Annotated in this window: 24 protein-coding genes; 11 read left to right on the top strand and 13 right to left on the bottom strand. The window is 65.5% G+C overall.

Annotated elements, in window-relative coordinates:
- Positions 1 to 32 precede the first annotated feature (32 nt).
- A complete protein-coding gene (locus M2432_RS17500) occupies positions 33 to 320 on the bottom strand; it encodes a hypothetical protein (RefSeq protein WP_280828083.1) in 288 nt (95 codons plus the stop codon).
- Positions 321 to 371: 51 nt separating this feature from the next.
- Between M2432_RS17500 and M2432_RS17495 the strand changes: the two genes are divergently transcribed.
- Together M2432_RS17495 and M2432_RS17490 are read left to right on the top strand one after the other, a co-directional pair.
- Positions 372 to 1031, top strand: coding sequence for a hypothetical protein (locus tag M2432_RS17495; protein WP_280828082.1), 660 nt, complete (start codon positions 372 to 374; stop codon positions 1029 to 1031).
- Positions 1032 to 1159: 128 nt separating this feature from the next.
- The gene (locus M2432_RS17490) at positions 1160 to 3958 is read left to right on the top strand and encodes a CocE/NonD family hydrolase (RefSeq protein ID WP_280828081.1); all 2799 of its coding nucleotides are present in this window, start codon (positions 1160 to 1162) and stop codon (positions 3956 to 3958) included.
- Between the two features lie 30 nt (positions 3959 to 3988).
- Here the strand turns inward: M2432_RS17490 and M2432_RS17485 are convergent, their stop codons facing one another.
- The 5 genes from M2432_RS17485 to M2432_RS17465 are packed head-to-tail and all read right to left on the bottom strand — an operon-like array spanning position 3989 to position 8627.
- Entirely contained in the window at positions 3989 to 4531 is a 543-nt protein-coding gene (locus M2432_RS17485; protein ID WP_280828080.1) for a YbhB/YbcL family Raf kinase inhibitor-like protein, read from the bottom strand.
- Positions 4528 to 5088 (bottom strand): 3-isopropylmalate dehydratase, encoded by a 561-nt coding sequence (locus M2432_RS17480; protein WP_280828079.1) that lies wholly within the window; start codon positions 5086 to 5088, stop codon positions 4528 to 4530. The genes M2432_RS17485 and M2432_RS17480 overlap by 4 nt, the downstream gene beginning before the upstream one ends.
- Positions 5085 to 6332, bottom strand: a complete 1248-nt coding sequence (locus M2432_RS17475) for an aconitase/3-isopropylmalate dehydratase large subunit family protein (RefSeq protein ID WP_280828078.1) — start codon at positions 6330 to 6332, stop codon at positions 5085 to 5087. The genes M2432_RS17480 and M2432_RS17475 overlap by 4 nt, the downstream gene beginning before the upstream one ends.
- A gap of 4 nt (positions 6333 to 6336) precedes the next feature.
- Complete coding sequence (locus tag M2432_RS17470; RefSeq protein WP_280828077.1) at positions 6337 to 7203, bottom strand: isocitrate lyase/PEP mutase family protein; 867 nt, start codon at positions 7201 to 7203, stop codon at positions 6337 to 6339.
- An 11-nt stretch (positions 7204 to 7214) separates the two neighbouring features.
- Positions 7215 to 8627: an MmgE/PrpD family protein gene (locus M2432_RS17465; RefSeq protein WP_280828076.1), complete on the bottom strand. Its 1413-nt coding sequence runs from the start codon at positions 8625 to 8627 to the stop codon at positions 7215 to 7217.
- An 86-nt stretch (positions 8628 to 8713) separates the two neighbouring features.
- Between M2432_RS17465 and M2432_RS17460 the strand changes: the two genes are divergently transcribed.
- Entirely contained in the window at positions 8714 to 9502 is a 789-nt protein-coding gene (locus tag M2432_RS17460; protein WP_280828075.1) for a GntR family transcriptional regulator, read from the top strand.
- A 3-nt stretch (positions 9503 to 9505) separates the two neighbouring features.
- On the opposite strand, the gene M2432_RS17455 is transcribed toward M2432_RS17460, so the two are convergent.
- Positions 9506 to 10318, bottom strand: a complete 813-nt coding sequence (locus tag M2432_RS17455) for an enoyl-CoA hydratase/isomerase family protein (protein ID WP_280828074.1) — start codon at positions 10316 to 10318, stop codon at positions 9506 to 9508.
- Between the two features lie 32 nt (positions 10319 to 10350).
- On the bottom strand, positions 10351 to 11211 hold the full coding sequence (locus M2432_RS17450; RefSeq protein ID WP_280828073.1) for a ribokinase: 861 nt from the start codon (positions 11209 to 11211) through the stop codon (positions 10351 to 10353).
- 55 nt (positions 11212 to 11266) lie between these two features.
- On the opposite strand from M2432_RS17450, the gene M2432_RS17445 reads away from it, so the two are divergent.
- From M2432_RS17445 to M2432_RS17410, 8 genes are all read left to right on the top strand, one after another.
- Positions 11267 to 12508 carry a glutamate-5-semialdehyde dehydrogenase gene (locus M2432_RS17445; RefSeq protein ID WP_280828072.1) on the top strand — a complete coding sequence of 414 codons (1242 nt, stop codon included), beginning with the start codon at positions 11267 to 11269 and terminating at the stop codon, positions 12506 to 12508.
- 51 nt (positions 12509 to 12559) lie between these two features.
- A complete protein-coding gene (locus tag M2432_RS17440; protein WP_280828071.1) occupies positions 12560 to 13444 on the top strand; it encodes a MoxR family ATPase in 885 nt (294 codons plus the stop codon).
- Between the two features lie 42 nt (positions 13445 to 13486).
- Positions 13487 to 14935, top strand: coding sequence for a VWA domain-containing protein (locus M2432_RS17435; RefSeq protein ID WP_280828070.1), 1449 nt, complete (start codon positions 13487 to 13489; stop codon positions 14933 to 14935).
- A 147-nt stretch (positions 14936 to 15082) separates the two neighbouring features.
- Positions 15083 to 15697 (top strand): nicotinate-nucleotide adenylyltransferase, encoded by a 615-nt coding sequence (nadD, locus tag M2432_RS17430; RefSeq protein ID WP_280828098.1) that lies wholly within the window; start codon positions 15083 to 15085, stop codon positions 15695 to 15697.
- On the top strand, positions 15694 to 16110 hold the full coding sequence (gene rsfS / locus M2432_RS17425; RefSeq protein WP_280828069.1) for a ribosome silencing factor: 417 nt from the start codon (positions 15694 to 15696) through the stop codon (positions 16108 to 16110). Before nadD ends, rsfS begins: the two co-directional genes overlap by 4 nt.
- Positions 16107 to 16763, top strand: coding sequence for a glucosyl-3-phosphoglycerate phosphatase (gene gpgP, locus M2432_RS17420; protein WP_280828068.1), 657 nt, complete (start codon positions 16107 to 16109; stop codon positions 16761 to 16763). Before rsfS ends, gpgP begins: the two co-directional genes overlap by 4 nt.
- Positions 16753 to 17550, top strand: coding sequence for a diglucosylglycerate octanoyltransferase (gene octT / locus M2432_RS17415; protein ID WP_280828067.1), 798 nt, complete (start codon positions 16753 to 16755; stop codon positions 17548 to 17550). Before gpgP ends, octT begins: the two co-directional genes overlap by 11 nt.
- A gap of 2 nt (positions 17551 to 17552) precedes the next feature.
- Positions 17553 to 18389, top strand: a complete 837-nt coding sequence (locus tag M2432_RS17410; protein WP_280828066.1) for a DegV family protein — start codon at positions 17553 to 17555, stop codon at positions 18387 to 18389.
- A gap of 1 nt (position 18390) precedes the next feature.
- On the opposite strand, the gene M2432_RS17405 is transcribed toward M2432_RS17410, so the two are convergent.
- From M2432_RS17405 to M2432_RS17385, 5 genes are all read right to left on the bottom strand, one after another.
- On the bottom strand, positions 18391 to 19440 hold the full coding sequence (locus M2432_RS17405) for a dihydrodipicolinate reductase (RefSeq protein ID WP_280828065.1): 1050 nt from the start codon (positions 19438 to 19440) through the stop codon (positions 18391 to 18393).
- A gap of 73 nt (positions 19441 to 19513) precedes the next feature.
- Positions 19514 to 20335 carry a mycofactocin-coupled SDR family oxidoreductase gene (locus tag M2432_RS17400; RefSeq protein WP_280828064.1) on the bottom strand — a complete coding sequence of 274 codons (822 nt, stop codon included), beginning with the start codon at positions 20333 to 20335 and terminating at the stop codon, positions 19514 to 19516.
- A complete protein-coding gene (locus tag M2432_RS17395; protein WP_280828063.1) occupies positions 20335 to 21171 on the bottom strand; it encodes an oxidoreductase in 837 nt (278 codons plus the stop codon). Before M2432_RS17395 ends, M2432_RS17400 begins: the two co-directional genes overlap by 1 nt.
- A gap of 1 nt (position 21172) precedes the next feature.
- Positions 21173 to 22426: a hypothetical protein gene (locus tag M2432_RS17390; protein WP_280828062.1), complete on the bottom strand. Its 1254-nt coding sequence runs from the start codon at positions 22424 to 22426 to the stop codon at positions 21173 to 21175.
- Positions 22426 to 23583 carry a sulfotransferase gene (locus M2432_RS17385; protein ID WP_348536316.1) on the bottom strand — a complete coding sequence of 386 codons (1158 nt, stop codon included), beginning with the start codon at positions 23581 to 23583 and terminating at the stop codon, positions 22426 to 22428. Before M2432_RS17385 ends, M2432_RS17390 begins: the two co-directional genes overlap by 1 nt.
- Positions 23584 to 23587: the final 4 nt, after the last annotated feature.

The raw sequence follows: 23587 nt of genomic DNA, 5'->3' as shown, positions 1-23587 counted from the left end.
AGGCCGGTTGACCCCGATCGAATTCGAAGCAATCATGACCGCACCGGCCAGACAAGCCGCGTGAGAAAACTGTCACCTGATCGTGCAGCAGACCCGATCTGCTGGGCATCCTCAATCAGAGCCAGCAGGATGTGCTGACCAGCAGTGGTCCCGGCGATCTCGTGGACAAGATCTCTGTGCCTACCTTGATCATTCAGGGCACCGTCGACGACCTCGTGACGCTGCATCAGGCGATGACGAATGTCGACCTGCTCGCCGGTAATACCGATGCGAACGGCAACCCGGTGCCGGTGAAGATGATCTGGTTCTGTGGCGGTCACGGTGTCTGCCTTGACCTTGATAGTGCCCAAACCGCGCATTAGTATGCCCTCTTGACCAGCGAGACGCTCGATTGGCTGAACCGTTACGTCAAGAAGGACCCGTCGGTCGATACGGGACCGACCTTCCAATGGGTTGATCAACGTGGCGCGTTCTATTCGTCGGACGTGATGCCGACCGATCCGGGTTTCTACGGCACGCCGATCAATGACACCGGGGCCGGCGGGTTCATGCCGATTGTGCCGATCATCGGTGGGTCGGGCCCGTACGGAAATCCGCTGGCGCTGGAGAATTCGCTGCCGATCCCGACGAAGGCGTCGAATGCCATCAATGTTCCGCTGGATCTGCCGGCCGGAACGACCCAGGTGGTTGGCGCGCCCGTCGTGACGCTGCATTATTCAGGGCTAGGGACCGGCAGGTTCGTCTACGGCCAGATTGTCGACAAGAACACCGGGCGCGTGGTCGGCAATGTGGTGACGCCCATACCGGTGACGCTTGACGGCCAGGTCCGGGATGTCACGGTCAACCTGGAGGACATCGCGTACACGGCCGAACCGGGTGACGCGCTCCTACTGCAACTGGTCGGCTCGGCTACGCCGTACCAGAGCTTCTCCTCATTCGGGTTCATCAACGTGTCGTCGGTCGGGGTGTCCTTGCCGACGGTGGGAGCTACGGTCGCGCCAGACAACAGCACAGCCGCGGGCGCCGGGTAACAAAGCGTTGCCCGCTGGGGGACAAGGGGTTTGCACCCTATTGACGAAAGCGTCAGTGCGGCTTTTTGCAGAGGAGTAGCTTCCAGGCTGGAGTCAAAGGGGTATTGCCAACAACGGAGGAGGCACCCGTGCCTGCAGCACGCTACATCGGTCGAGTCGGGGGACTGGCCGTCGCACTCGGAGTGGGAACAGCGATCGTTCTCGGTGGCGGTGTGGCCAATGCTGCCCCGAACGCCTCGGGATCGTCGGGGGCGTCGCACGACAACCAAAGCAGCGGATCGACCTCCAACCAAGGTAGCCAAGGTCAGCAGGGCAAGGGACTGAAACCCAAGAGCTCGAAGGGTTCGGCGGGCTCTTCAGGGGGTTCTGACGCAAAAACCGCGCCCAGCAACGGTTCTGGAGCCGCGGGGACCACCAGCGGTGGCGCTGGCGGAACCACCGCGTCCGCTGATCCGGTGGACGCCATTCGGGACGCGATCAAACAGCAGTTGACGCAAGCACTCAATGCAACTGCGGCTTCAGGAAACTCTGCGGGCGCGAGCAAGCCAGGCAAGTCGGCCAAGTCGGCTACGGCAGTCGCGCCGGCCACGTCAGCCACGTCGCAGGTCTCCCAGACCACGGCCACCGGAGCGGTCGCGTCGACCACACCGGCCACATCCAGCACGGCGTCGGGTCAGAGTGCGCCGTCCTCGTCACCAGCTGTGGCGTCGGTCGCCGCTGTCGTACCCACGACAGCTGCCGCGACCACCACGACATCTACTGCAACCACGTCGGTAGTCGTGCAGCCGCTGGCACAGGTGGTCGCCGACCTGCTCAAGCCGTTCGTCGGCTCGACACCCAACGCCCCCGTCGAGCCGACGGCCGCCTGGGTGTTGCTCGCCGCGGTCCGTCGCGAGCTTGGCATCGATACCGGCACAGGTAGCACTGTCACATCGAATTCGGTTGCCAATACGTCGACTACCACCAGCCTGACTGCCGTCACCCCGACTGTGGCCAGTACTGCAGCAGTGAACCCGCTCGTTGTCCCGACCCCGCTCATTACGATTACCGACGGCATCATCAACGGCTCAATCGGGACTCCGTTCACCGGGACCCTGGTGTACACAGTCGTCAGCGGGCCGACCGGTGGCGCGAAGATCAACCTGAATACGTCGACCGGCACATACACCTATCTGCCGTACCTGTCCGACGTCACCTCGGGTACGCCGGAGAACTTCAGCGTGCTGGTCGCCCAGCAGACCGCGTTCGACACGGCGCTCGAATCCATACCGCTGGTGGGCTCCTTCGTGCCGCAGCTGCTGGTGACCGTCTACCAGGCTCCGGTGTTGGGTCAGCTGCTGGCCCAGATCATCGGATCGTCGCAGGTGGTGCCGGTCAACGTTGACTTGGCCACCCTGGCTCCCGCTGGCACCCCGGTGGCCTACACCTACAAGGTGGCCTCGTTCGACGGCACGCTCATCAGCACCAACTTCTTCCCGGCCTCAGGCTTGCAGGCCGGAGATGTGGCGCCCACGATCATGGACGGCCCGGGGCTGGGCAACGCCGGCGATACCAACCCTAATTCGACCGGCCCGGTCGGTGTCGGCACGTTTAGGGACGCCGGCTACAACGTCGTCACCTGGGATCCCCGCGGCGAATACGACTCCGGCGGAGTGCTGCAGCTCGACAATCCGGCCTATGAGGGCAAGGACGTTTCGGCCGTCATCAGCTGGATCGCCTACCAGAACGGCGTGCAACTGGACAATCCGGGTGATCCGCGGCTGGGTATGATCGGCGGCTCGTATGGCGGTGGCATCCAATGGGTTTCGGCCGCTCAGGATCCGCGCATCGACGCTATCGTGCCGACCATCGCGTGGAATTCGCTCAACGAGGCGCTGTATCCGGATGGGGCGTTCAAGACCTCGTGGGCATCCCTGCTGCTGCTGGATCTGGTGCAGACGGGCGCGCGGATCAACCCCCAGCTGTACTCGGGCGTCGTGCTCGGTGACTTGTTCGGCGTACTAACCCAGAGTCAGCAGGACCTGTTGACCAGCAGCGGGCCGGCCCAAACGGTCAGCAACATCACCGCGCCCACGCTGCTCATCCAAGGCACCGTTGATGATCTGTTCACGCTGCAGCAGGCCATGACCAACGCCAACTTGCTGACGCTGGCTGGTAATCCCAACGTGAAGATGATCTGGTACTGCGGTGGCCACGGTGTCTGCCTCGATCCGGTCGACAGCACCCAGCAGAACACCATCTTGACCAACGCGACGCTCGACTGGATGAACACCTACCTCAAAGGCGAAACCTCCGCCGATACCTTGCCGACCTTCCAGTGGGTCGATCAGACCGGCCAGTTCTACACGGCGGACACGCTCCCGACGTCGTCGAGCTTCTATGGGACCCCGATCACCGACACCAGTACCGGTGGCGGGTTCCTGCCGATCGTGCCGATCATCGGGGGTTCGGGTCCCGACGGAGCACAGGTGGCGCTGCCGTACTCGCTGGTAGTCCCGACGAAGGCGACCAACGCGATCAACGTCCCGTTGGTTCTGCCGACGGCTGGCACCACCCAAGTGGTCGGGGCGCCGTCGGTGTCCTTGACCTACTCGGGACTCGGGACCAGCCGGTTCGTCTATGGTCAGATCATCGACAACGCCACCGGCCAAGTCGTTGGCAACGTGGTGACGCCGATTCCGGTGACCCTGGATGGACAGACGCATCAGGTGACGGTCAATCTGGAGGACATCGCTTACACCTACGACCCGACCACGGCACCAGCGGGTGATCCCCTCACTCTGCAGCTGGTCGCCTCGACCACGCCGTACCAGAGCTTCACCTCGTTCGGGTACATCAACATCTCCGATGTGGGCGTGACGCTGCCGACCGTGGGAGCTGGGGCCGACGCTATGCCGGTCACCAGTGCCGCTGCTGCGGCTGCCTAACCCTGAGACGCACTCAGTCGAAAGGCAGGGTCAGCGCTGGTAGTGACCGGTCAGTGTGCCCCGTGCGATGACATGCCCTGAGGCTGCCCGGAGCACCGAGGGGACCGATGGGGTGTCCGCGGGTAATGAGCAGTCCAGCGCCAGCAGGTGAAACCGGTAGCGGTGCGGGCCGTGTCCGGGGATGGGCCGCGGCCCGGCGTAACCCTGCCTGCTCAGCATGGTCGGGACGATGCGGGTGGTGGCCGACGTGAACGCCCCTGCCGCAAGGCCTTTGGCGTCGGCATCCAGGATCGCCACGCTGTGGATCAATGGCGTACGCAGCGGCACGTCGACATCGTCGAGAATCAGCACGAGCTGCCGCGTGCCCTCGGGGATGCCGGTCCAGTTCAGTTCCGACGAGACGTTGTCGCCAACACCGTGGCCCGCGCTGCTGAACGGCATGTGGCCGCCCTCGACGAATTCGGGGCTGGACACCGCGATGGTCTGCGGAGCGTCGAATCCTGCTGCAGCCAAAGGGCTTCGGGCTGGGTCGGCGCGCAGCGGCCGCAGCAGCCGGCCGATGGTGGCGATCATGCGCCGCTCCCGGCGCCGCGCATGGCCACCGTCGAGGATCGCAGCAATCCGGCGAGTTCGGTTGGCAGATAACCCTGTTCGGCCAGCCTGGGCATCACCCCACCGCTGGCGATGATGTCCAGTAGCAGATCGGGCAGCGGCGGCACCTGCCCGGCTGCGCCGGTGCTGTCGTTGCGCCACGTACCGTCGGTGAGGTTGAACGTCCCAGTGTCACCGTCGGTGAACAGCTCGGTGGCGCCGGGCAGCGTCATTGCCGGCAGCCCGGAATTCACGGCATTGCGGAAGAACAACGAGTTGAACTCTTCGGCGACCAGGCCGGCCACCCCGAGTTCGGTGAACAGTGCTGCCACCGGCCGAGACGACCCGACCCCGAAGTTGCGGCCCGCCATCACGATGTCGCCGCGCTGTACCTCGTCGGTCCAACCGGGGCGTACCTCGTAGAAGATGTGCCGGGCCGCCTCGGGTGGATCCATCTTCATGGCGAACGCCGGGTACATCGCATCGGTGTTCAGGTCGTTGCCGAAAACCCATACGCGTCCGGTGAAACTGATGGTCATGCGGTCACTGTCCTCGGGTCGGTGATGTATCCGGCGATCGCCGAGGCGGCTACCGTCGCGGGAGAGGCCATGAAGATGTGCGCCTCGGTGCTGCCCATCCTGCCGGTGAAGTTGCGCGTGCTGGAGGTCAGGCAGACCTCGCCGGGACCGACGACCCCCATGTGGTAGCCGAAGCAGGCGCCGCAGGTGGAATTGGTGACCACCGCGCCGGCATCGGCGATGTCCTGCAGGTAGCCCAATCGCATCGCTTCCCGGTACACCGCCTGCGACGCCGGGGTGACCAGCAGGCGCACGCCGGGTGCGACGGTATTGCCGCGCAACACCTTTGCGATGATCTCCAGATCTTCGAGCTGACCGTTGGCGCACGAGCCGACGAACGCCTGGTCGATCTTCTGGCGTTCCAACTGCGAAACCGGAACACCGTTGCGGCTCACCGTGCCGGGCCGCGCCACGTAGGGTTCCAGCGTCGACAGGTCGACGCTGCGGACTTCGGCGTAGCGCGCATCGGAATCCGGCTGGGCGGCAAGGTAGTCAGTGACGCCACGTTCGGCCAGGTAGCTCACCAGAACGTCGTCGGCCTCAAAGGTGGCGAAATCCGCAGACACCTCGGCGCACTGGGTGGCGATGGTCCGGCGGTCATGCATCGGGATCGATACCTGCCCCGGACCGCCGAACTCCAGATTCATATTCGCCGCGTCGCCGTAGCGGTCGGCGATGTAGAGGAAGGCGTCCTTGCCGCTGACCGTGTCAGGCTTGGTGCCCTCGAACTCGTACCGGATGGTCGGAGCCACCTGGTACCAGGTGCTGCCGGTACACATGATCGAGTACACCTCGGCCGGGCCGAGTCCTCGGGCGGCGGTGTTGAAGGCGCCGGCGGCACAGGTGTGAGAATCGGTGCAGGCCAACACTTCTCCAGGCCGGGCCAGCCCGTTCTCGGCGATCACCTGGTGGCAGATGCCGTGTCGGCCGACATCGTAGAAGCGCTCGATGCCGAAGTCGGCGGCGAACTTCCGGGCATGTGGTCCACCGGCGGCGTCCTTGAGGGTCGGAGCAGGCACCGCGTGGTCCATGACGATGGCCAGCTTGTCTGGGTCGTTGATCCGGCTGGGCGGAATCCACATGGTGGCGAATTGCAGGTCGATCAGCACTGTCATGTCAACGTCGACAACTACGGTGTCGCCCGGCGAGACGGTGTCCAGTCCGGCCTTGCGGGCCAGGATTTTCTCGATGATGGTCAGGCCCATGGCATTACTCCTTTTCGGCGAGCTTGGTGTCGAGCGCGGCCCAGTCCGCCATCCCGAAGAGGTTGAAGAATTCGGCCGGGCTGGTGGGAACGAACTCGGCGGCGGTGGTCCCGTTGAGTTCGCATAACCCCTCCAACATGGCAAAGGCGGCACGGGCCAGGGCGTTTCCGGGATGGATGGCGATGGCGTAGCCCAGTTGTCGGAGCCTGTCGGCCGATTCGAATGGGGTGAGTCCGCCGAGCACCAGGTTGATCAGCAGGGGTGCCTCGACTTGGCGGGCGATGCGTTCGATCTCCTCGACACCCTGCGGTGCCTCGACGAAAATGACGTCGGCTCCAGCGGCCGCATACCGGTTGGCCCGCTCGATCGCGGCGTCCAGACCCAGCGGAGCTCGGGCATCGGTACGCGCCACGATCAGCAGATCCTCGTCAGAGCGGGTGTCGAGGGCCGCTGCCAGCGTCTGCTCGAACACGCGGGCATCGACCACCTGCTTGTCGGGCAGATGCCCGCACTTCTTCGGAAACGCTTGATCCTCAAGCTGAATCGCGGCAACCCCTGCCAGATCGAACAACCGCACGGTGCGCACGACGTTCAGCGGGGCGCCATACCCGGTGTCGGCGTCGGCGATCAGTGGCACGCCATCGAGTGCGTCGACCAGCATCCGGGCCCGCTCGGCCATCTCCGTCTGGGTGACCAAGCCGATGTCGGGCAGGCCAAAGCCCGAGGCCGCGACTCCGGCTCCCGTCATGTATGCGGCGGCATGGCCGGTGCGTTTGGTCAGCTGAGCAGAGATGCCGTCGAAAACCCCTGGCGCGACGATCAATTCGCCGCGCTTCAGCAGTTCCCGCAACGCTTTTCGTGGTGTGGTCATGGTGGTCCGTTTCAGTCCAGGGCGCCGGAGACCGGCTCTGCCAACAATTCGACGAGGTGATCGATCCCGTCTGAGGTCTCGAGTCCCAGCGCCTCCTGCTCGATCGCCTGGGCCCGGGAGCGGTCGGTCACCCGGTCGGCCAGCGCGTGGAACTTGGCAACCAGCTCGGCATTGGTCACCGGATCGGTGGGTGCGCCGTGCGGTTGGTCGACGCGTACCCGATGCTCGTGACCGTCGCCCGTGGTGACCACGACATCGGTGCGGAAGCGTTCTGTGATGGGTGCGCCACTGAGGGATTCGTCGAGATGGACCTCGGTGCGGTCGATCAGATCCCAGATATCGTCCGCGTCGAGGCGGGCCGCCGTGAACTGCTCGGGCAGCACGTTGCCGTCGAGCAGCGCGGCGGCAACGGCGTAGGCGATATTCATCTGCGCGCCGATCGGCGGGAGCGGGCGCTGCGGAACCCACCAGCCGTGCTTGTAGACGGTTTCGCCGACGGTGATGTCGACATGTGAAACTTGTTGGCCAGCAATGTCATCGTATATGCGGCGGGCAGCATCGATGGCGCCGTGCAACCCGCCCATTGCGGCGTAGGACTTGACCATGATGACGGACGTCTCCCACCACTGGCCCAGTCCGTTGGTCAGCGGCGCTGGGTCGGGCTGGTGGCCTTCACCGAAAACGCTGAGGAATCCGCCGTATTCACGCTCGAAGACCCGCTTGATCCCGGTGTACCCGGCCGCGGCGAGGCCCGCAGCGTAGAGGCCATTGCGGGCGGCGAACCCGTGTTGCATGCGCTTGCTCATCGCTTCGTACTGCGCCGCCATGAGGCCCGACGACTGGGTCGCCGCCAAACCGAGGGCGTCTTCGAGTTGAGCCGCGTCGAGCCCACGCAGTTTGCCGGACGACATGGCGGCGGTGTGGGTGCCGAACACAGGCCCGGAATGCCAACCACGGTCCAGCATTTGGCTGCCGTGCAGCGTGTAACCGACCCGGGGACCCACTTCGAAACCCGCGATGGCCGCCAATAGGAAGTCAGCGCCGGTGACCGATCCGTGCATCTGTGCCGTGGACAGCAGTGTGGGGATCACCAACGAGCAGCTGTGCAGGGGAGCAAGCGGGTGGAAGTCGTCGAGCTCGAAGCCCTGAATGAATGTGCTGTTGAGAATAGCGGCTCCGACGGCGCTGGTGGTGCGGCCGGTGCCGATCACCGCCGCGTCGCCTGCTGGTTCCAGACCGAGCGCGGCATCGGTGGCCACCCGCGACCAGGGCAGCCCGGCGCCGATCAGCGCGCAGCCGATGCCGTCGAGCAGAAGATGCTTGGCGCGCTGCAGCACCGGCTCGGGAACATCGTCCAAGGCCAGGTCGGCGACCCAATTGGCCAGGGCGCCAGTGGGACCGCCGGGGTCCGTGGGTCCGCTCACTGCTCTCTCCCTGTGTCATCCTGTTGTTATATACATATAACAAGTAATCGAGCGTGCGACAAGGAGGTATGTGAAACCATGACGCTGTGCGGGATACCAAAGTCGTGACAGCTGATGCCGGTGTGGCACTGCATCGTCAGCTGTTCTTGGTGCTGCACGACGAGATTGCCCGCGGAGCGTTGGCGCCCGGCGATCCGCTACCCAGCGAGCAGTCGCTCGGTGAACAGTTCGGCGTCTCGCGGATCACCGTGCGCCGGGCGCTGGCCGACCTGGCTGACCATGGCCTGATCGAGCGACGTCACGGCGTGGGTTCTTTTGTGCGACAGAGTGGTTCAACGCGACCGCCCGAACTGCAGTCGTACACCGATGAGCTGCGTCAGACCCAGTTCGAAACCGACGTGGACGTGGTGGAGTTCGATACCCGCACGGCCCCGGCCGCGGTCGCCGAGGCGCTCGGTGCCGATGGCGAAATGCTGCACATCCTGCGAGTCCGACGAGAGCGCCGCACCGGTGAGCCGTTGATGATCACCGAGGCTTGGCTGCCTGCCGACCTCGCCGAACCCGTTTCGCCGGTCTCGCTGACCGAGCGCGCACTTTATGACCTGTTGGCCGATGCGGGCGTGAAGATCGGGCGAATGGTGCACGAGATGACGGCGGAGATCGCGACGCCGGTGACCGCCAAACTACTGGAGGTGGCCATCGGTTCGGCGCTGATCCGCGTCAACCGGGTGGCCTACGCAAGCAAGGGTGCAGCCGGCCGGCCACACCATTACCTGTCAATCACCATGTCGCCCAGCCGAAGTCGGGTGCTGATCAGCCAGTCCATGGTCGATGACGACAGCGGGCTGGCCATCGCCCACGACGTTCGGCGTTGAGCTTTAGAGCCGCCCGTCGCTGCGCAGGTCCGGGTGCACCCAGTCGGGGGAGCGGCGCTGCTTGAACGCGACGAACCCTTGGCGGGCTTCATCGCCGCTGTAACTCGCCTTCATGCCGATCCGGTCGAACAGGCCCAGGTAGTTGTCGATGCTGGACTTTACGACACCCCGCGCCCTCGGCGCCGTCCGGCAGCACGCGGTGAGCACCTCGCGGGCCGCGGCGTCCAGTTCCTCGTGCGGCACCACCCGGGCGACCATGCCCCAGTCGGCGGCTTCCTGCGCGGTCAGTACCCGGCCGGTGAACATCAGGTCCCGGGTCCGCACCGGGCCGATGATCCGGGTCAGGGTCTGGGCGTAGTAGGTGTCGGCGATACCGCGGTACAGCTCAGGCACCCGGAAGGTGGCGCGGTCGCTGACCACTGCCATATCACTGCACAGCGCGATCTGCAGACCGCCGCCTTGGCATAAGCCGTTGACTGCTGATACCACCGGCTTGACCGACTGGCGCAGTGTCTCGAACGGCGTCACATCCATGTTCAATGCCGCACCGAAGGTCATCCAGTCGTCGACGCCGTCTCCGCCGCCCAGGTCGCCGCCGGGCGCGAAGACATCGCCGGTGCCGGTGATCAGAAGCCCGGCCAGATCGGGATCAGCGTCGACATGCCCGACGGCGTAGCGGATGCCGAAGTACATCGCCGGTGTCATCGCGTTGCGCGCTTGCGGGCGATCCAGGGTCACCACCGCGAACGGTCCCTGTCGCTCAAACCGCAGGTAGGGAGTGCCGAGCCAGTCGCCTTCGGGCGGTCGCGCTGTCATGGCCACCGACTATAACGCCTACTGTTGGCGCTTCAGTTGGGGCTCCCCAGGGCGTCTTCGATCGCCTCGTCGGTCGGCGCGCAATTGCCTGCGCCCGGCACGAGGGTGGCCAGCGCGCCGGCGGTCACAGCCCGGCGGAGGGCGTGTTGGGGGTCGGCGGTCCAGCCCGCTGCCAGCACACCGGCGAAGACATCACCCGCGCCGGTGGTGTCGACCGCCTCGACTGCTGGTGCCGCGGTGTGGGTTTCGCCGGCGCTGCTGCGATAGGTGGCGCCGTCCGCACCTTGGGTGATCACCAGATGGGGTGTCGGCCAATTCCACTCCGCGGCCTCGGTTTCGTTGACGATCACCACGTCGGTGACGGCGGCCAACTGGGCGAGGGCCTCCGGATCGGCACCAGAGGGGGAGGCATTGACCATTACCGTCACACCAGCGGAGCAGGCCTGACGCGCCGCGGCCAGCGCGGTGGGCAGTGGAATCTCCAACTGCAGCAACATCACATCGCAGTCGGAGGCGAGTCGGCGGGCCAACGCCGAGTCCAGGGTCAGATGAGTGTTGGCGCCCGGAGCCACGACGATCATGTTCTCCGCAGTTCTGCCGACCATGATCGCTGCTGTGCCGCTCGGAACCGGCAGCTCCGTCAAACCCTGTATGCCAACCCCGTTGTCCTGCAGATGTTTCCGCAATGCGATGCCGGACGCGTCGGTGCCGATCGCGGCCACCAGTTGCACATCGGCACCGGCGCGCGCCGCAGCGACCGCCTGATTGCCGCCCTTTCCGCCGGGCTCGGAGCGCGATGCCGACGCCAATACGGTCTGCCCGGGACTGGGTAGTTGGGCCACTTCTAGGAACAGGTCCATGTTGACGCTGCCCACCACGGTCACCCGAGCCATCGGGTAACCGTAACCCGCCCGGGCCGCATTGCCGATACCTCGTTAAGCTGGGCTAATGAGTGTGCAAGCACCTGCCGACCTGCGTCAGCAGGTCCACGACGCCGCCCGCCGGGCCCGCGTTGCCGCGCGCGTATTGGCCACCCTGACCACCGAGACCAAGAACCGCGCTTTGCACGCCGCTGCCGACGCGGTGCTGGCCGCGGCTGACGACGTTTTGGCGGCCAACGCCGAGGACCTGGACGCTGCCCGCGCCGCCGGCACCGCCGAGGCAATGCTCGACCGGTTGGCCCTGAACCCGCAGCGTCTGGACGGCATTGCCGCCGGGCTTCGTCAGGTCGCCGGACTGCCCGACCCGGTCGGTGAAGTGCTGCGCGGCAGCACCCTGCCCAATGGTCTGCAGATCCGGCAGCAGCGCGTGCCACTCGGCGTGGTGGGCATGGTTTACGAAGGCCGGCCCAACGTGACGGTCGACGCCTTCGGCTTGGCGCTGAAGTCCGGCAATGCGGCGCTGCTGCGCGGCAGCTCGTCGGCGGCACGCTCCAACCTGGCGCTGGTCACCGCGCTGCGCTCGGCGCTGGCCGCCGAGGGACTGCCCGAGGACGCGGTGCAGCTGCTGCCCAGTGAGGACCGCGCCAGCGTCACCCATCTGATCCAGGCCCGCGGCCTGGTCGACGTGGTGATCCCGCGGGGCGGCGCCGGGCTGATCGATGCCGTGGTTAGGGACGCCACCGTGCCGACCATCGAAACCGGCGTCGGTAACTGCCACGTCTACGTCGATCAGGCGGCCGATCTGGATGTGGCAGAACGCATCCTGCTGAACTCCAAGACCCGTCGGCCCAGCGTGTGCAACTCGGCCGAGACGCTTCTGGTGGACCGTGTCATCGCCGATACCGCGTTGCCGCGCTTGGTATCTGCGCTGCAGGAGGCCGGTGTCACCGTGCACTTGGACCCCAGCGATGACGAGCTGCGTGCGGAGTTCCTGACGCTGGATATCGCGGTGGCGGTCGTCGACGGTGTGGACGGTGCCATCGAGCACGTCAACGAGTACGGCACCGGGCACACCGAAGCCATCGTCACCACCAATCTGGCTGCGGCGCAAAGATTCTCCGAGCGAGTCGATGCTGCGGCGGTGATGGTCAACGCCTCCACCGCCTTCACTGACGGTGAGCAGTTCGGCTTCGGCGCCGAGATCGGGATCTCGACCCAGAAGCTGCATGCCCGTGGCCCCATGGGGTTGCCCGAGCTGACGTCGACCAAATGGATTGTGTGGGGCGACGGCCACACCCGGCCGGCTTGAGACCAGACGTGGCGCTCGATGAGCGCTCGCGCTTAGAGGGAGATTAAACCTGTGAGTACACCCGCCCGTTCGGCACCGCTGTTCGCCGACATCGACGATGTGGCCAAGCGGCTCGCCGAAACCGGCTATCTGCCCGACACCGCAACGGCCACAGCGGTTTTCCTGGCCGACCGGCTGGGCAAGCCGCTGCTGATCGAAGGACCGGCCGGCGTCGGCAAGACCGAACTGGCCCGGGCCATCGCGCAGTGCACCGGCTCGGAACTCGTCCGGTTGCAGTGCTACGAGGGTGTCGACGAGGCCCGCGCGCTGTACGAGTGGAACCACGCCAAGCAGATCCTGCGCATCCAGTCCGGGCATAACGCCGGCGGCGACTGGGACCAGACCAAGATGGACGTGTTCAGCGAGGAGTTCCTGCTGAGCCGTCCGCTGCTGACCGCCATCCGGCGCACCGAACCCACCGTGCTGCTGATCGACGAGACCGACAAGGCTGACATCGAGATCGAAGGCCTGCTGCTGGAGATCCTGTCCGACTTTGCGGTCACCGTGCCCGAACTCGGCACCATCAAGGCCCAGCAGACCCCACTGGTGGTGCTGACCTCGAACGCCACCCGCGAGCTGTCTGAGGCACTCAAGCGTCGCTGCCTGTTCCTGCACATCGACTTCCCGGACCCCGATCTGGAACGGCGCATCCTGCTGTCCCGGGTGCCCGAACTGCCGGAGAAGATCGCCGACGAACTGGTCCGGATCATCGGCGTGCTGCGCGGCATGCAGCTCAAGAAGCTGCCGTCGGTGGCCGAGACCATCGACTGGGGCCGCACGGTTTTGGCGCTCGGCATGGACACCATCGACGACTCGATGATCGCCGCGACCCTCGGGGTGGTGCTCAAGCACCAGTCCGACCAGCAGCGCGCAGCCGGCGAGCTGAAGCTCAACTAGGCATCACCGATGAGCGCTCGCGCGAAGGGGAGATGATTCAGTATGGTCGTCCGCCGCACCCGTCCCACCCAACCCCTTGCCCCGCAAGGCATTCCGGGCCACCTGGTGGGTTTCGTCGAAGCGCTGCGCAAGGTCGGCATCAACGTCGGCCCCTCGGAGACCGTCGACGCCGGACGGGTGATGGCCACCCTGGGCCTCGGTGACCGCAAAGTCCTGCGTGAGGGATTGGCCTGCGCCGTCCTGCGCCGGCCCGACCATCGCGACACCTACAACGCGATGTTTGACCTCTGGTTCCCGGCGGCCATGGGGGACCGGGCGATCCTGGAGTTGGAAGCCGACGAGGACTCGGAGGACAGCCCGGACCGGTTGCCGCCCGAGGACGTGGAGGCCATGCGCTCGGCGTTGCTCGACATGCTGGCCGACTCTGACATGGCCAGTCTGGACGACCGGCTGATGGCGATGATCGCGCAGATCGTCGAGGCGTACGGCCGGTACAACTCCAGCCGTGGTCCGTCGTACTCGTCGTATCAGGCCCTGAAGTCGATGGCGTTGGACGAACTCGAGGGCAAGCTGTTGGCCGGGCTGTTGGCACCGTACGGCGACGAACCCTCGCCCACGCAGGAACAGATCGCCAAAGCCATTGCTGCCAAGCGTATTTCGCAGCTCCGGCAGATGGTCGAGGCCGAGACCAAGCGGCGCACCGCCGAGCAGATCGGCCGCGACCACGTACAGACCTACGGCATTCCGCAGCTGGCCGAGAACGTCGAGTTCCTCAGGGCCTCAGGCGATCAGCTGCGCCAGATGCGCAATGTGGTGGCTCCGTTGGCCCGCACCTTGGCGACCCGCCTGGCCGCCCGGCGCCGGCGTGCTCACGCCGGCCAGATCGACCTGCGCAAGACACTGCGCAAATCGATGTCCACCGGCGGTGTGCCCATCGACGTCGTGCTGAAGAAGCCGCACCCGGCCCGTCCCGAACTGGTGGTGCTGTGCGATGTGTCCGGTTCGGTCGCGGGTTTCAGCAGTTTCACCCTGATGCTGGTGCATGCCCTGCGCCAGCAATTCTCGCGGGTGCGGGTCTTCGCCTTCATCGACACCACCGACGAGGTCACCGAGCTGTTCGGCCCCGACGCCGATCTGGCGGTCGCGGTGCAGAAGATCACCCGCGAAGCTGCGGTCTACACGCGCGACGGACATTCCGATTACGGCCATGCCTTCGTCTCGTTCATGGACAAATGGCCCAACGTGCTCTCGCCGCGCAGCGCCCTGCTGGTGCTCGGCGACGGCCGCAACAACTACCGCAACCCGGAGACCGATCTGCTGGCCCGGATGGTTGACGCGAGCCGGCACGCGCACTGGCTCAATCCCGAGCCCCAGCACTTGTGGGGCAGCGGCGACTCTGCGGTGCCCAAGTACCAGGACGTCATCACCATGCATGAGTGCCGCTCTGCCAAGCAGCTTGCCTCGGTGATCGACCAGTTGCTCCCCGTCTAATTTCCGCCCAAACGGACAACCGGGCCACAAAGTGCGAGTAAAAGCGGCCAGAACGTAGATTTCGGCGTGGGCCGGCGTTACCGCAGGTCGTCGGTCTCGGCTCCTGGGGGCACTGCCGTAAGCTGGCCAATCGTGAATCGACGCAGGATGGGCGTAATGGGTGGGACGTTTGACCCCATCCACAACGGTCACCTCGTTGCGGCCAGTGAGGTCGCTGATCTGTTCGATCTGGACGAAGTGGTCTTCGTGCCCACGGGTCAGCCGTGGCAGAAGCGGGACCAGCATGTCAGTGCCGCCGAGGACCGCTATCTGATGACGGTGATCGCCACCGCAGCCAACCCGCGCTTTTCGGTCAGCAGGGTCGACATCGACCGCGGCGGCCCGACGTACACCAAGGACACGCTGCGCGATCTGGCCGCGCAGAACCCGGACACCGACCTGTTCTTCATCACCGGCGCCGATGCGCTGGCTTCCATCTTGTCCTGGCAGAACTGGGAAGAGATGTTCGCCACCGCCCGGTTCGTCGGGGTCAGCCGGCCCGGCTACGAGCTGGACGGCAAGCACATTGCCGCAGCCCGCAAGGAGTTGCCGGCCGACGCGCTGACCCTGGTCGAGGTGCCGGCACTGGCCATCTCATCTAGTGACTGCCGGCGCCGGGCTGAGGCCAACCGACCCATCTGGTACCTGGTGCCCGACGGCGTCGTCCAGTACGTGTCAAAGCGTGGGCTTTATCAGGCCACGCACAACCAGGAGAAACCATGACGGCCTCACCAGAAGCCCTTGAGATGGCGACCGTCGCCGCCCGCGCGGCCGCGACCAAGCTTGCGGAGAACATCATCGTCATCGACGTGTCCGAGCAGTTGGTCATCACCGACTTCTTCGTGATCGCCTCGGCGTCCAACGATCGTCAGGTCGGTGCCATCGTCGACGAGGTCGAAGAGAAGATGCGCTGGGCGGGCCACAAGCCGGCCCGTCGAGAGGGCACCCGCGAAGGACGCTGGGTGCTGCTCGACTACATCGACATCGTGGTGCACGTTCAGCATCAGGAGGAGCGCGAGTACTACGCGTTGGACCGGTTGTGGCGGGACTGCCCGGTGCTGTCGGTCGACCTCAATGGGGAGCTGCCCGCCAAACCGGCCGATGCCGACGATGATTTCGCAGAGGACGTCGAGTGAGGAATCGCAGACTCCTGCTTTTGCGGCACGGCCAGACCACTTATAACGCGACCAGCCGGATGCAAGGCCAGCTCGACACCGAACTGAGCGAGCTCGGTCGCGAGCAGGCGGTGGCGGCCGCTGAGGTGCTGGCCAAGCGTCAGCCGCTGGTGATCATCTCGTCGGATCTGCGCCGCGCGCTGGACACCGCCACCACGTTGGGCGAGCGGGCCGGGGTCCCGGTGACCGTCGATGAGAGATTGCGCGAAACCCACCTGGGTGACTGGCAGGGGTTGACACACGACGAGGTCGACGCTGCCGCGCCGGGCGCCCGGCTGGCCTGGCGTGACGACGCCCGATGGGCGCCACACGGCGGCGAGAGCCGCGTCGATGTGGCCCGTCGAAGCATGCCGGTAGTGGAAGAACAGATTCGCAACCTGCCTGAGTGGGGCATCGATGCTGCCGATCGTCCGGTGGTGCTGGTGGCGCACGGCGGGCTGATGGCCGCGCTGACCGCTGCGCTGCTGGACCTGCCGGTGGACAATTGGCCGGTGTTGGGCAGCATGGGCAACGCCAGCTGGGTGCAGCTGGCGGGGCAAGGTGAAGGTGATTCGGTGAAGTGGCGTCTGGAAGTGTGGAACGCCTCGGCTCAGGTGGCCAATGATGTCCTCTAAGCCCGCATCATCCTCCCCGGGTCGCTCCGCTCTCCCCCGCGAGCGGGAGGTGCCCCCAGCCCGCCGACCCGTCCTGCTGGTTTTCTGCGACTCCCTGTCCTACTACGGCCCCACCGGTGGCTTGCCGTCTGACGATCCCCGGATTTGGCCGAATATCGTTGCTTCCCAGCTTGGTTGGGACCTGGAGCTGATCGGGCGGATCGGCTGGACCTGCCGCGACGTGTGGTGGGCGGCCACCCAGGACCCGCGGTCATGGGCAGCGCTGCCCAAGGCTGGCGCAGTCGTTTTCGCAACCTGCGGCATGGATTCGCTCCCGTCGCCGTTGCCGACGGCGCTGCGTGAATTGATCCGCTATGTGCGGCCGTCACGGCTGCGCCGCTGGGTCCGTGACGGTTACGGCTGGCTGCAACCCCGGCTGTCGCCGGTGGCCCGGCCGGCACTGCCGCCGCACCTGACCGCCGAGTATCTCGAAGAGACCCGTGCGGCAATCGATTTCAATCGGCCCGGCATTCCGTTCGTGGCCACGCTCCCTTCGGTGCATATTGCCGAGACCTACGGCAGCTCGCACCGGTGGCGCGATGCGACCGTCGCGGCCATCACCGAATGGGCTGGTGCACACGATGTTCCGCTGGTCGATCTGAAGGCCGCGGTCGGCGACGAGGTGCTGTCCGGGCGGGCCAACCCTGACGGAATCCACTGGAACTTCGAAGCGCATCGCGCGGTTGCCGAGCTCATGCTCAAGGGTCTGGCCGAGGCCGGTGTGCTGGCGCAGGGGGCCGACGGCTAGCCATGGCTGTGGTGGTGGTAACCGACTCTTCCTCTCGGTTGAGCCCTGAAGACTTGCAGCGCTGGGATATTCGAGTCGTTCCGTTGCACGTTCTGCAGGACAGTGCTGATATGCGTGACGGTGTCGACTCGGTGCCCTCGGACATTCAGGATCGTTCGCATGTGTCGACTTCTGGTGCGGCGCCCGGAGATCTGCGGGACATCTACCTGCAGGCTCTCGCCGACAGCGGCGGAGACGGTGTGGTCGCGGTGCATTTGTCGGCGGCGCTGTCCAGCACCTTCAGTTCGGCGACGGCAGTAGCGCGCGAGCTGGGTCCGTCTGTGCGAGTGGTGAATTCACGTTCGGCAGCCATGGGCGTCGGATTCGTGACGTTGGCCGCGGCACGGGCTGCGGCCGAACGGGCCGACCTGGACGCGGTCGTGGCGCAGGCCCGTGACGAGGTTGGTCGCCAGCACGCCTACATCGTCGTGCACCGGTTGGACAATCTGCGCCGTGGTGGGCGGATCGGCACTGCGGCTTCGTGGTTGGGTACGGCGCTGTCACTCAAGCCGCTGCTCAAGCTTGATATCGACGGCCGGCTGGTGCTTGATCAACGGGTCCGCACGGTCACCAAGGCGCATGCCGCGATGATCGACCGAGTGGTCGCGGCGGTCGGTGATCGACGCGCGACCATAGCCGTTCACCACGTCGCCAACAGCGATGGCGCCGACGAGATCGCCGCGTCGCTGAGTTCCCTTCTGCCCCATGTGGATTCGCTGACGGTGACCGACATGGGACCGGTGCTTGCGGTCCATGTCGGTTCCGGTGCGGTCGGGGTGATCGTGAGCGCGGCCGACTAGCTCACCCGTGGAATCGGCCGGTGATCGGCGGCAGATCCTTGAGCGTGATGATGCCGGGCTCGGCCGCCACCACGGCGGGCACCGCATTGGTCACCGGCATCGCCGTGTAGATCGAACCCAGGCCGTTGAGGTTCGGCTCGTTCCAGTCCTTCGGCGGCAGGCAATTGATCACGGTGCGCATGTTGGGCAGCCCGAACACCTGGATCACATGGCCGTGCGCCACCGGTTTGGGTGGGGTGACGTGGCGGCCCATGATCCAGTTGAATCCGACACTGACCACGTTCTTGTCGCCCACCCAGCCGCGGTGGTAGCCGAAGACACTGCCGACGGTGCCCTTGGGGATCTGCATGAAGCCCAGGTCGGAGTCAGCGGTGGCGGCGGTGAATTGCACGTCGAAGGTGATCCGATCGAGCGTGGCGCCGATCGCGTCGGCCATCATTGCCGCCGACTCGGCGAACACCTCACTCTCCCGGCGCACGCTCTCGGCCAGGCCCGGGGTCTCCGGATCCTGCGAGAAGCCCATCGCGATCATGGTGCCCGCCGACTCGTAGGTCGAGCAGTCCACCGACTCGGTGATCCGGATCTCGTCGACCCGCTCGCACGAGCCGGACAGCACCATGCCGACCATGTTGGTCAGACCGGGGTGCGCGCCGTTGCCAAAGATCGTGGAATTACCTGTCTGGCAAGCTTTTTCGATGCGTTCCCGATCTTCGGGCGTCTGCTTGCCGCCGGTGATCCAGGCTGCGCTGGAGCACACATTGATGCCTGACTCCAGGAGCCGTACCAACTCGTCGATGCTGGGCCAGATCGGGTTGTAACAGCAGGCGTCGGGTTTGAGGGCGATCAGTTCTTCGATGTCGTTGGTGGCCTTGATACCGGTGGGCTCGGGCCAGCCGGCCAGATCGGCGGCGTCCACGCCGACCTTGTTCGCGCCGTAGGCATACACCCCGACCAGTTCCATATCGTCGCGGCCGATGATCGCGTGCAGCGAGCGTTTGCCGATGTTGCCGGTGGTCCACTGGATGACACGGATCGGAGCCTTGGTTGTCATGGGCCGACACTATTCGCAGAGTGTTCATCGACGTAACCCGGGTCACATATCCATTGATGCCGAAAACCATCGCTCAGCTCCTCAAGGTGAACCCCGCGTCGAGTGGCCAAGAGGTGCCGGTGATGAACGACCCGGCGTCGGAGACCAGCCAGGCGACCGCAGCCGCGATCTGCTCGGGCGCTACGAGGGCGACAGGTAGGGCGTTCTGCTGACTGAGCAACCAGGGGTCACCGGCAGCGGCCAGCGCCATGGTCGTCTCGTTCATGATCATGTCGGTGGCGACGCCGCTGGGATGGATGGTGTTGACCCGGATCGAATGCGGGGCCAATTGCAGCGCCCACCCCTGCATGAGTGCCACCAGCGCACGTTTTGACGCCGCGTATGCCTGCAGGCCTGGGCGCTCGGTGCCCGAGGCTTTGATGCCCTGGCTGGAACTCGTCAGCACGATGGACCCACCGCGCCCGCCGGCGATCAGTGCCGGGATCGCCGCGTCAACGGTGTTCCAGACCCCGATCAGGTTGACCTCGATGATGTCGCGGAATGTCTGCCGACGCTGATCGGTGTCGCTCAACCGGATGATCCCGGCATTACCGATGACGATGTCGAGTCGGCCGAACTCGCGCACCCCGTCGGTGACCGCGGTGTCCACCGCGTCACCGTCCCGAACGTCGACCTGGCGGGCCATGATTCGACGACCTTGGTCTTCAACCATTTTCGCCGTGGTGGCCAAGTCTTCGGTCGTAGCGCCGGCATAGTCGGTGGAGTCGAATTCCGTGCAAGCGTCGACAGCGATGATGTCGGCGCCCTCGGCGGCGAGCTTGACGGCGTGCGCCCGACCCATGCCGCGGGCGGCACCCGTGATGAAGGCCACCTGACCTTCGAGGGAACCGCCCATCATTGTGGCCTGGGGAAGTTGACGTCCTTGGTGACGGCTTCCCACCGGTCGATCGACTCGGAGAACGCCGCGAGTTTGTCACGGACGGCCTCGAGCACGTCGCGGCCCAGTAGCAGGCGCAGCGGCGGCTCGTCGAGCGTCGTCACCATCAGCACCGCCTCGGCGACCTTTCGCGGATCACCAGGCAAGTGGTTGGCGAATTCCTTGATCATTGTTTTGCGGGCGCCCACGTTGTCGTTGTATTCGCCTATCGGAGTAGACGATTCCCACATCGACCGCGCCGCCCAGTCGGTCCGGAACGCGCCGGGCTCGATTGCCGTCACCCGAATGCCGAACGGCCCGACTTCCTGCGCCAGGGCTTCGGTCAACGCCTCGAGGGCGAACTTCGTCGATGAGTAGTACGCGTTCGGCGGATTGGCAACCAGTCCGGTCATCGAGGATATGTTGACGATGTGCCCGGACTGCCTGGCGCGCATCCCGGGGAGCACGGCCTTGATGGTGTCGACCACTCCGAAGTAGTTGGTGTCGAACAGTTTCCGGACTTTGTCGTCCTCGCCCTCTTCGACCGCCGACAGGTAGCCGTTGCCCGCGTTGTTGACCAGTACGTCGATACCGCCGAATGATTCGTCAGCGGCTCGGACGGCGGAGACGATCTGGTCTTTGTCCGTGACATCCAGCGCCACGATCTGGGCTCGTTCGCCGAAGTCGTCGGCGAAGTCGGAAATAGTCTCGGTCCGTCTGGCCGTCACTGTCGCAGAGTGGCCGGCTTCCAAAGCGGTGCGGGCTATTTCGCGGCCGATGCCGGTCGAGCATCCGGTTATCAACCAATGCGCCATGTCAGTGGGTTCCTTCTGGCAGGCGGCGCAGGTACGCCGCGCGTCGGTCGGCGATTTGGGTCGCCCGGTCCTTCTCGGACACTCGGTGCAGTGCCGGCGCATCCGTCTCAAGGTTGTCGAGCTTCACGACGCGGCCGCGGGCGCCGAGGTCTTCGGTTGGTCCGTCGGCGCCGAATTCGGCCATGCGGAGGGTCAGGATGCCTTCCATCAGCCCGTCGGAGTCGATCCAGTTCGCGACCCCCGGGTCGGTTGGGGAGATGACGTAGGTGTACGTGCCGTCGTCGTTGGGTGTCGACTGCGCCTTGTTCAGGCTGCCGGTGCGGTCGACGAGTTCCAGTGTGGTGCCCCAGATATTGCTCAACGGCACGGTGAAGTATTCAGCGCCGCCGTCGCTGACGTCGACGACGAACGCTTCGCCCGGCGCCAGGTCGAATCGGCCCATCACGTATACCTGGTTGCGCATCGCGCCGACTCGGTCGGCCGACCACGCGAGGTTGAAGTTGTTGGGCGCCATCTTGTACACGCCGTGGCTGAGCTTGCCGGTGAAGTCCGCGAAGTGAGCCATCATGGCGGCGGTGGCCTCGGCCTGCTCATCAAGTGTTCGGGCCGGGCTCGACGGAGCTGATCCGAGCCGTCGCACCGTTAGATGATTAGGGTCGTCGCGCTCCCAGTTCAGTAGGACGTCACGGATGTAGAACTCATGCGCCTCGGGGGTGGACTGCACGTGGTTGGGTCGCCCGCCGGCTGGATCGCTGTCCACGCTGATGGTGAAGGTACCGTCAGATTCCACCTCCATCGTGCGGCCGTTGAGCACCGCGACGGTGCCCATGTTGGCGTCCCACAGGGTGAAATAATTCTCGGTCATGCGGTTGGCGCCGACCCGACCGCGTATCTCATAACCTTCATCGCCCGAAATCGGAATGACCCGATATACAGTGTCGGGATTGTCTATACCCCAACGTGATCCGGGGATCGATCGACCGGCCACCGGGTGAGCCAACCGCGTGATGCAACTGACCTTCGGCCGCAGCTTGTCCTGGTTGGACGACCATACTGCGGCCGAGAACATCACCTCGGCGAAGGCCTGGTCGAAGACCGTCCGCATGGCATCGGAGGCTTTGGCCCGGCTCAGCCAGGTGTCGGCCACACTACGGTAGGCCGCTCGTACCGTCGGATGTTCCATCAGTTCCAGCGCTGCCAATTCCTGCTCGTGCTGCGATTCGGTGGCGACGGGATTGCCGGTGAACTCGGCCATCAAACACTCCTCAATGGTTTTGTGCCCGAGCGGAATCGGGAGTTGTAGGTGGCGAACCGGGCGTCGATCTGGGCGTCGCTGAGACCGAAATCAGCCGGGCAGTACGACGGCCGGGCCTGTTCTCGCGGGCGGTCGGCTAGCCAGCGACGCATCGCCGCTTCTGTGCCGTCGGTCAGGTCTAGTCCGACGGCGTCATACACCCGGGCCACTTGTCCCATGGGATCGCGCACCGCATCGGCGAACTCGATGTCGGTGCAGATGGTGGTGTCGTCGGTCCAGCCAGCTCGGGTGGCCATCGCTCGGTCGTTCGTCCAGCCCATGCGCTGCAGCCACTGCGCGCCGATGCGGTCGCGGTCCACGCGATCGGTGTGCATGGCGTGCAGTGTGGCGTTGAGGCTGGCGCCCGAGGGAATGGTCTCGCGCGGATCGCGGTGCATGTGCACGATGTGCAGGTCGGGAAACTGTGCGCGCAGTGCGTCCAGGTAGCCGAGATGGGCCGGGGACTTGAGCACCCAACGTTGGGCCGTCCTACCGCTTCGTCTTTTCTGCCATTGCAGGAACTGCAACATCCGGTGCAGGTACACGTAGGCGGGGGTGAAGTCCTGTCTGTCCAGCCAGTGCCGATACGTCGGCACGTGTGCTCCTGACTCGGGCACGTGGGACAGGAAGGCGTCGGACAGGAAGACGATCTCCTCTTCAGGTTCGCGCGCGTACATCGGATGGATGGCGAACAACTCCGGAGCCAACTCGCGCGACATGGCCTCGCGTTTCTCGCTGATGGCGATCCGGGGATCCGCGTCGGTGGACCAGTGGTGCTCCAGCTTCGGTGCGACCTCGACGACCTCCCACCCGTAGGCGCAGTGCACGCGATCGTCGGCGGCCAGCAGGCGCTGCAACAGAGTGGTTCCACTGCGCATCATCCCGACGACCACGATCGGTGCGGCGATCTTCTCCTCGGTGATCTCTGGATGCCGGTTCGTCCACTCTTGAGCCCGCAGCCGCATTCGCAGGCTGTGGACCAGACCTGAGCGCAGCACGTGCACGCCTATGTCGTTGAGATCTGCTGCGGCATAGGCATCGGCGAGCACCGCCAGCGGCTCCCGGAATGGCATCGAGCCCCAGTCGTGCAGGCCCTCTTTCTGCTCGGCCGCAGCCATCAGT

Origin of the sequence: Mycobacterium sp. OTB74 (assembly GCF_029892685.1) — a bacterium.
Classification (GTDB): Bacteria; Actinomycetota; Actinomycetes; order Mycobacteriales; family Mycobacteriaceae; genus Mycobacterium.
The sequence above is the reverse complement of the archived record's forward strand: the minus strand, read 5'-3'. Positions and strand labels throughout refer to the sequence as shown.

Excerpts from the sequence above, each read along its gene's own strand:
- M2432_RS17385 (WP_348536316.1), bottom strand. The coding sequence starts at position 23,583 with ATGGCTGCGGCCGAGCAGAAAGAGGGCCTGCACGACTGGGGCTCGATG.
- M2432_RS17470 (WP_280828077.1), bottom strand. The coding sequence starts at position 7,203 with ATGACCACACCACGAAAAGCGTTGCGGGAACTGCTGAAGCGCGGCGAA.
- M2432_RS17445 (WP_280828072.1), top strand. The coding sequence starts at position 11,267 with ATGAGTGTGCAAGCACCTGCCGACCTGCGTCAGCAGGTCCACGACGCC.
- octT (WP_280828067.1), top strand. The coding sequence starts at position 16,753 with ATGTCCTCTAAGCCCGCATCATCCTCCCCGGGTCGCTCCGCTCTCCCC.
- M2432_RS17435 (WP_280828070.1), top strand. The coding sequence starts at position 13,487 with ATGGTCGTCCGCCGCACCCGTCCCACCCAACCCCTTGCCCCGCAAGGC.
- M2432_RS17450 (WP_280828073.1), bottom strand. The coding sequence starts at position 11,211 with ATGGCTCGGGTGACCGTGGTGGGCAGCGTCAACATGGACCTGTTCCTA.
- M2432_RS17480 (WP_280828079.1), bottom strand. The coding sequence starts at position 5,088 with ATGACCATCAGTTTCACCGGACGCGTATGGGTTTTCGGCAACGACCTG.
- nadD (WP_280828098.1), top strand. The coding sequence starts at position 15,083 with ATGGGCGTAATGGGTGGGACGTTTGACCCCATCCACAACGGTCACCTC.
- M2432_RS17410 (WP_280828066.1), top strand. The coding sequence starts at position 17,553 with ATGGCTGTGGTGGTGGTAACCGACTCTTCCTCTCGGTTGAGCCCTGAA.
- M2432_RS17455 (WP_280828074.1), bottom strand. The coding sequence starts at position 10,318 with ATGACAGCGCGACCGCCCGAAGGCGACTGGCTCGGCACTCCCTACCTG.
- M2432_RS17390 (WP_280828062.1), bottom strand. The coding sequence starts at position 22,426 with ATGGCCGAGTTCACCGGCAATCCCGTCGCCACCGAATCGCAGCACGAG.
- M2432_RS17485 (WP_280828080.1), bottom strand. The coding sequence starts at position 4,531 with ATGATCGCCACCATCGGCCGGCTGCTGCGGCCGCTGCGCGCCGACCCA.
- rsfS (WP_280828069.1), top strand. The coding sequence starts at position 15,694 with ATGACGGCCTCACCAGAAGCCCTTGAGATGGCGACCGTCGCCGCCCGC.
- M2432_RS17405 (WP_280828065.1), bottom strand. The coding sequence starts at position 19,440 with ATGACAACCAAGGCTCCGATCCGTGTCATCCAGTGGACCACCGGCAAC.
- M2432_RS17475 (WP_280828078.1), bottom strand. The coding sequence starts at position 6,332 with ATGGGCCTGACCATCATCGAGAAAATCCTGGCCCGCAAGGCCGGACTG.
- M2432_RS17395 (WP_280828063.1), bottom strand. The coding sequence starts at position 21,171 with ATGGCGCATTGGTTGATAACCGGATGCTCGACCGGCATCGGCCGCGAA.
- M2432_RS17400 (WP_280828064.1), bottom strand. The coding sequence starts at position 20,335 with ATGGGCGGTTCCCTCGAAGGTCAGGTGGCCTTCATCACGGGTGCCGCC.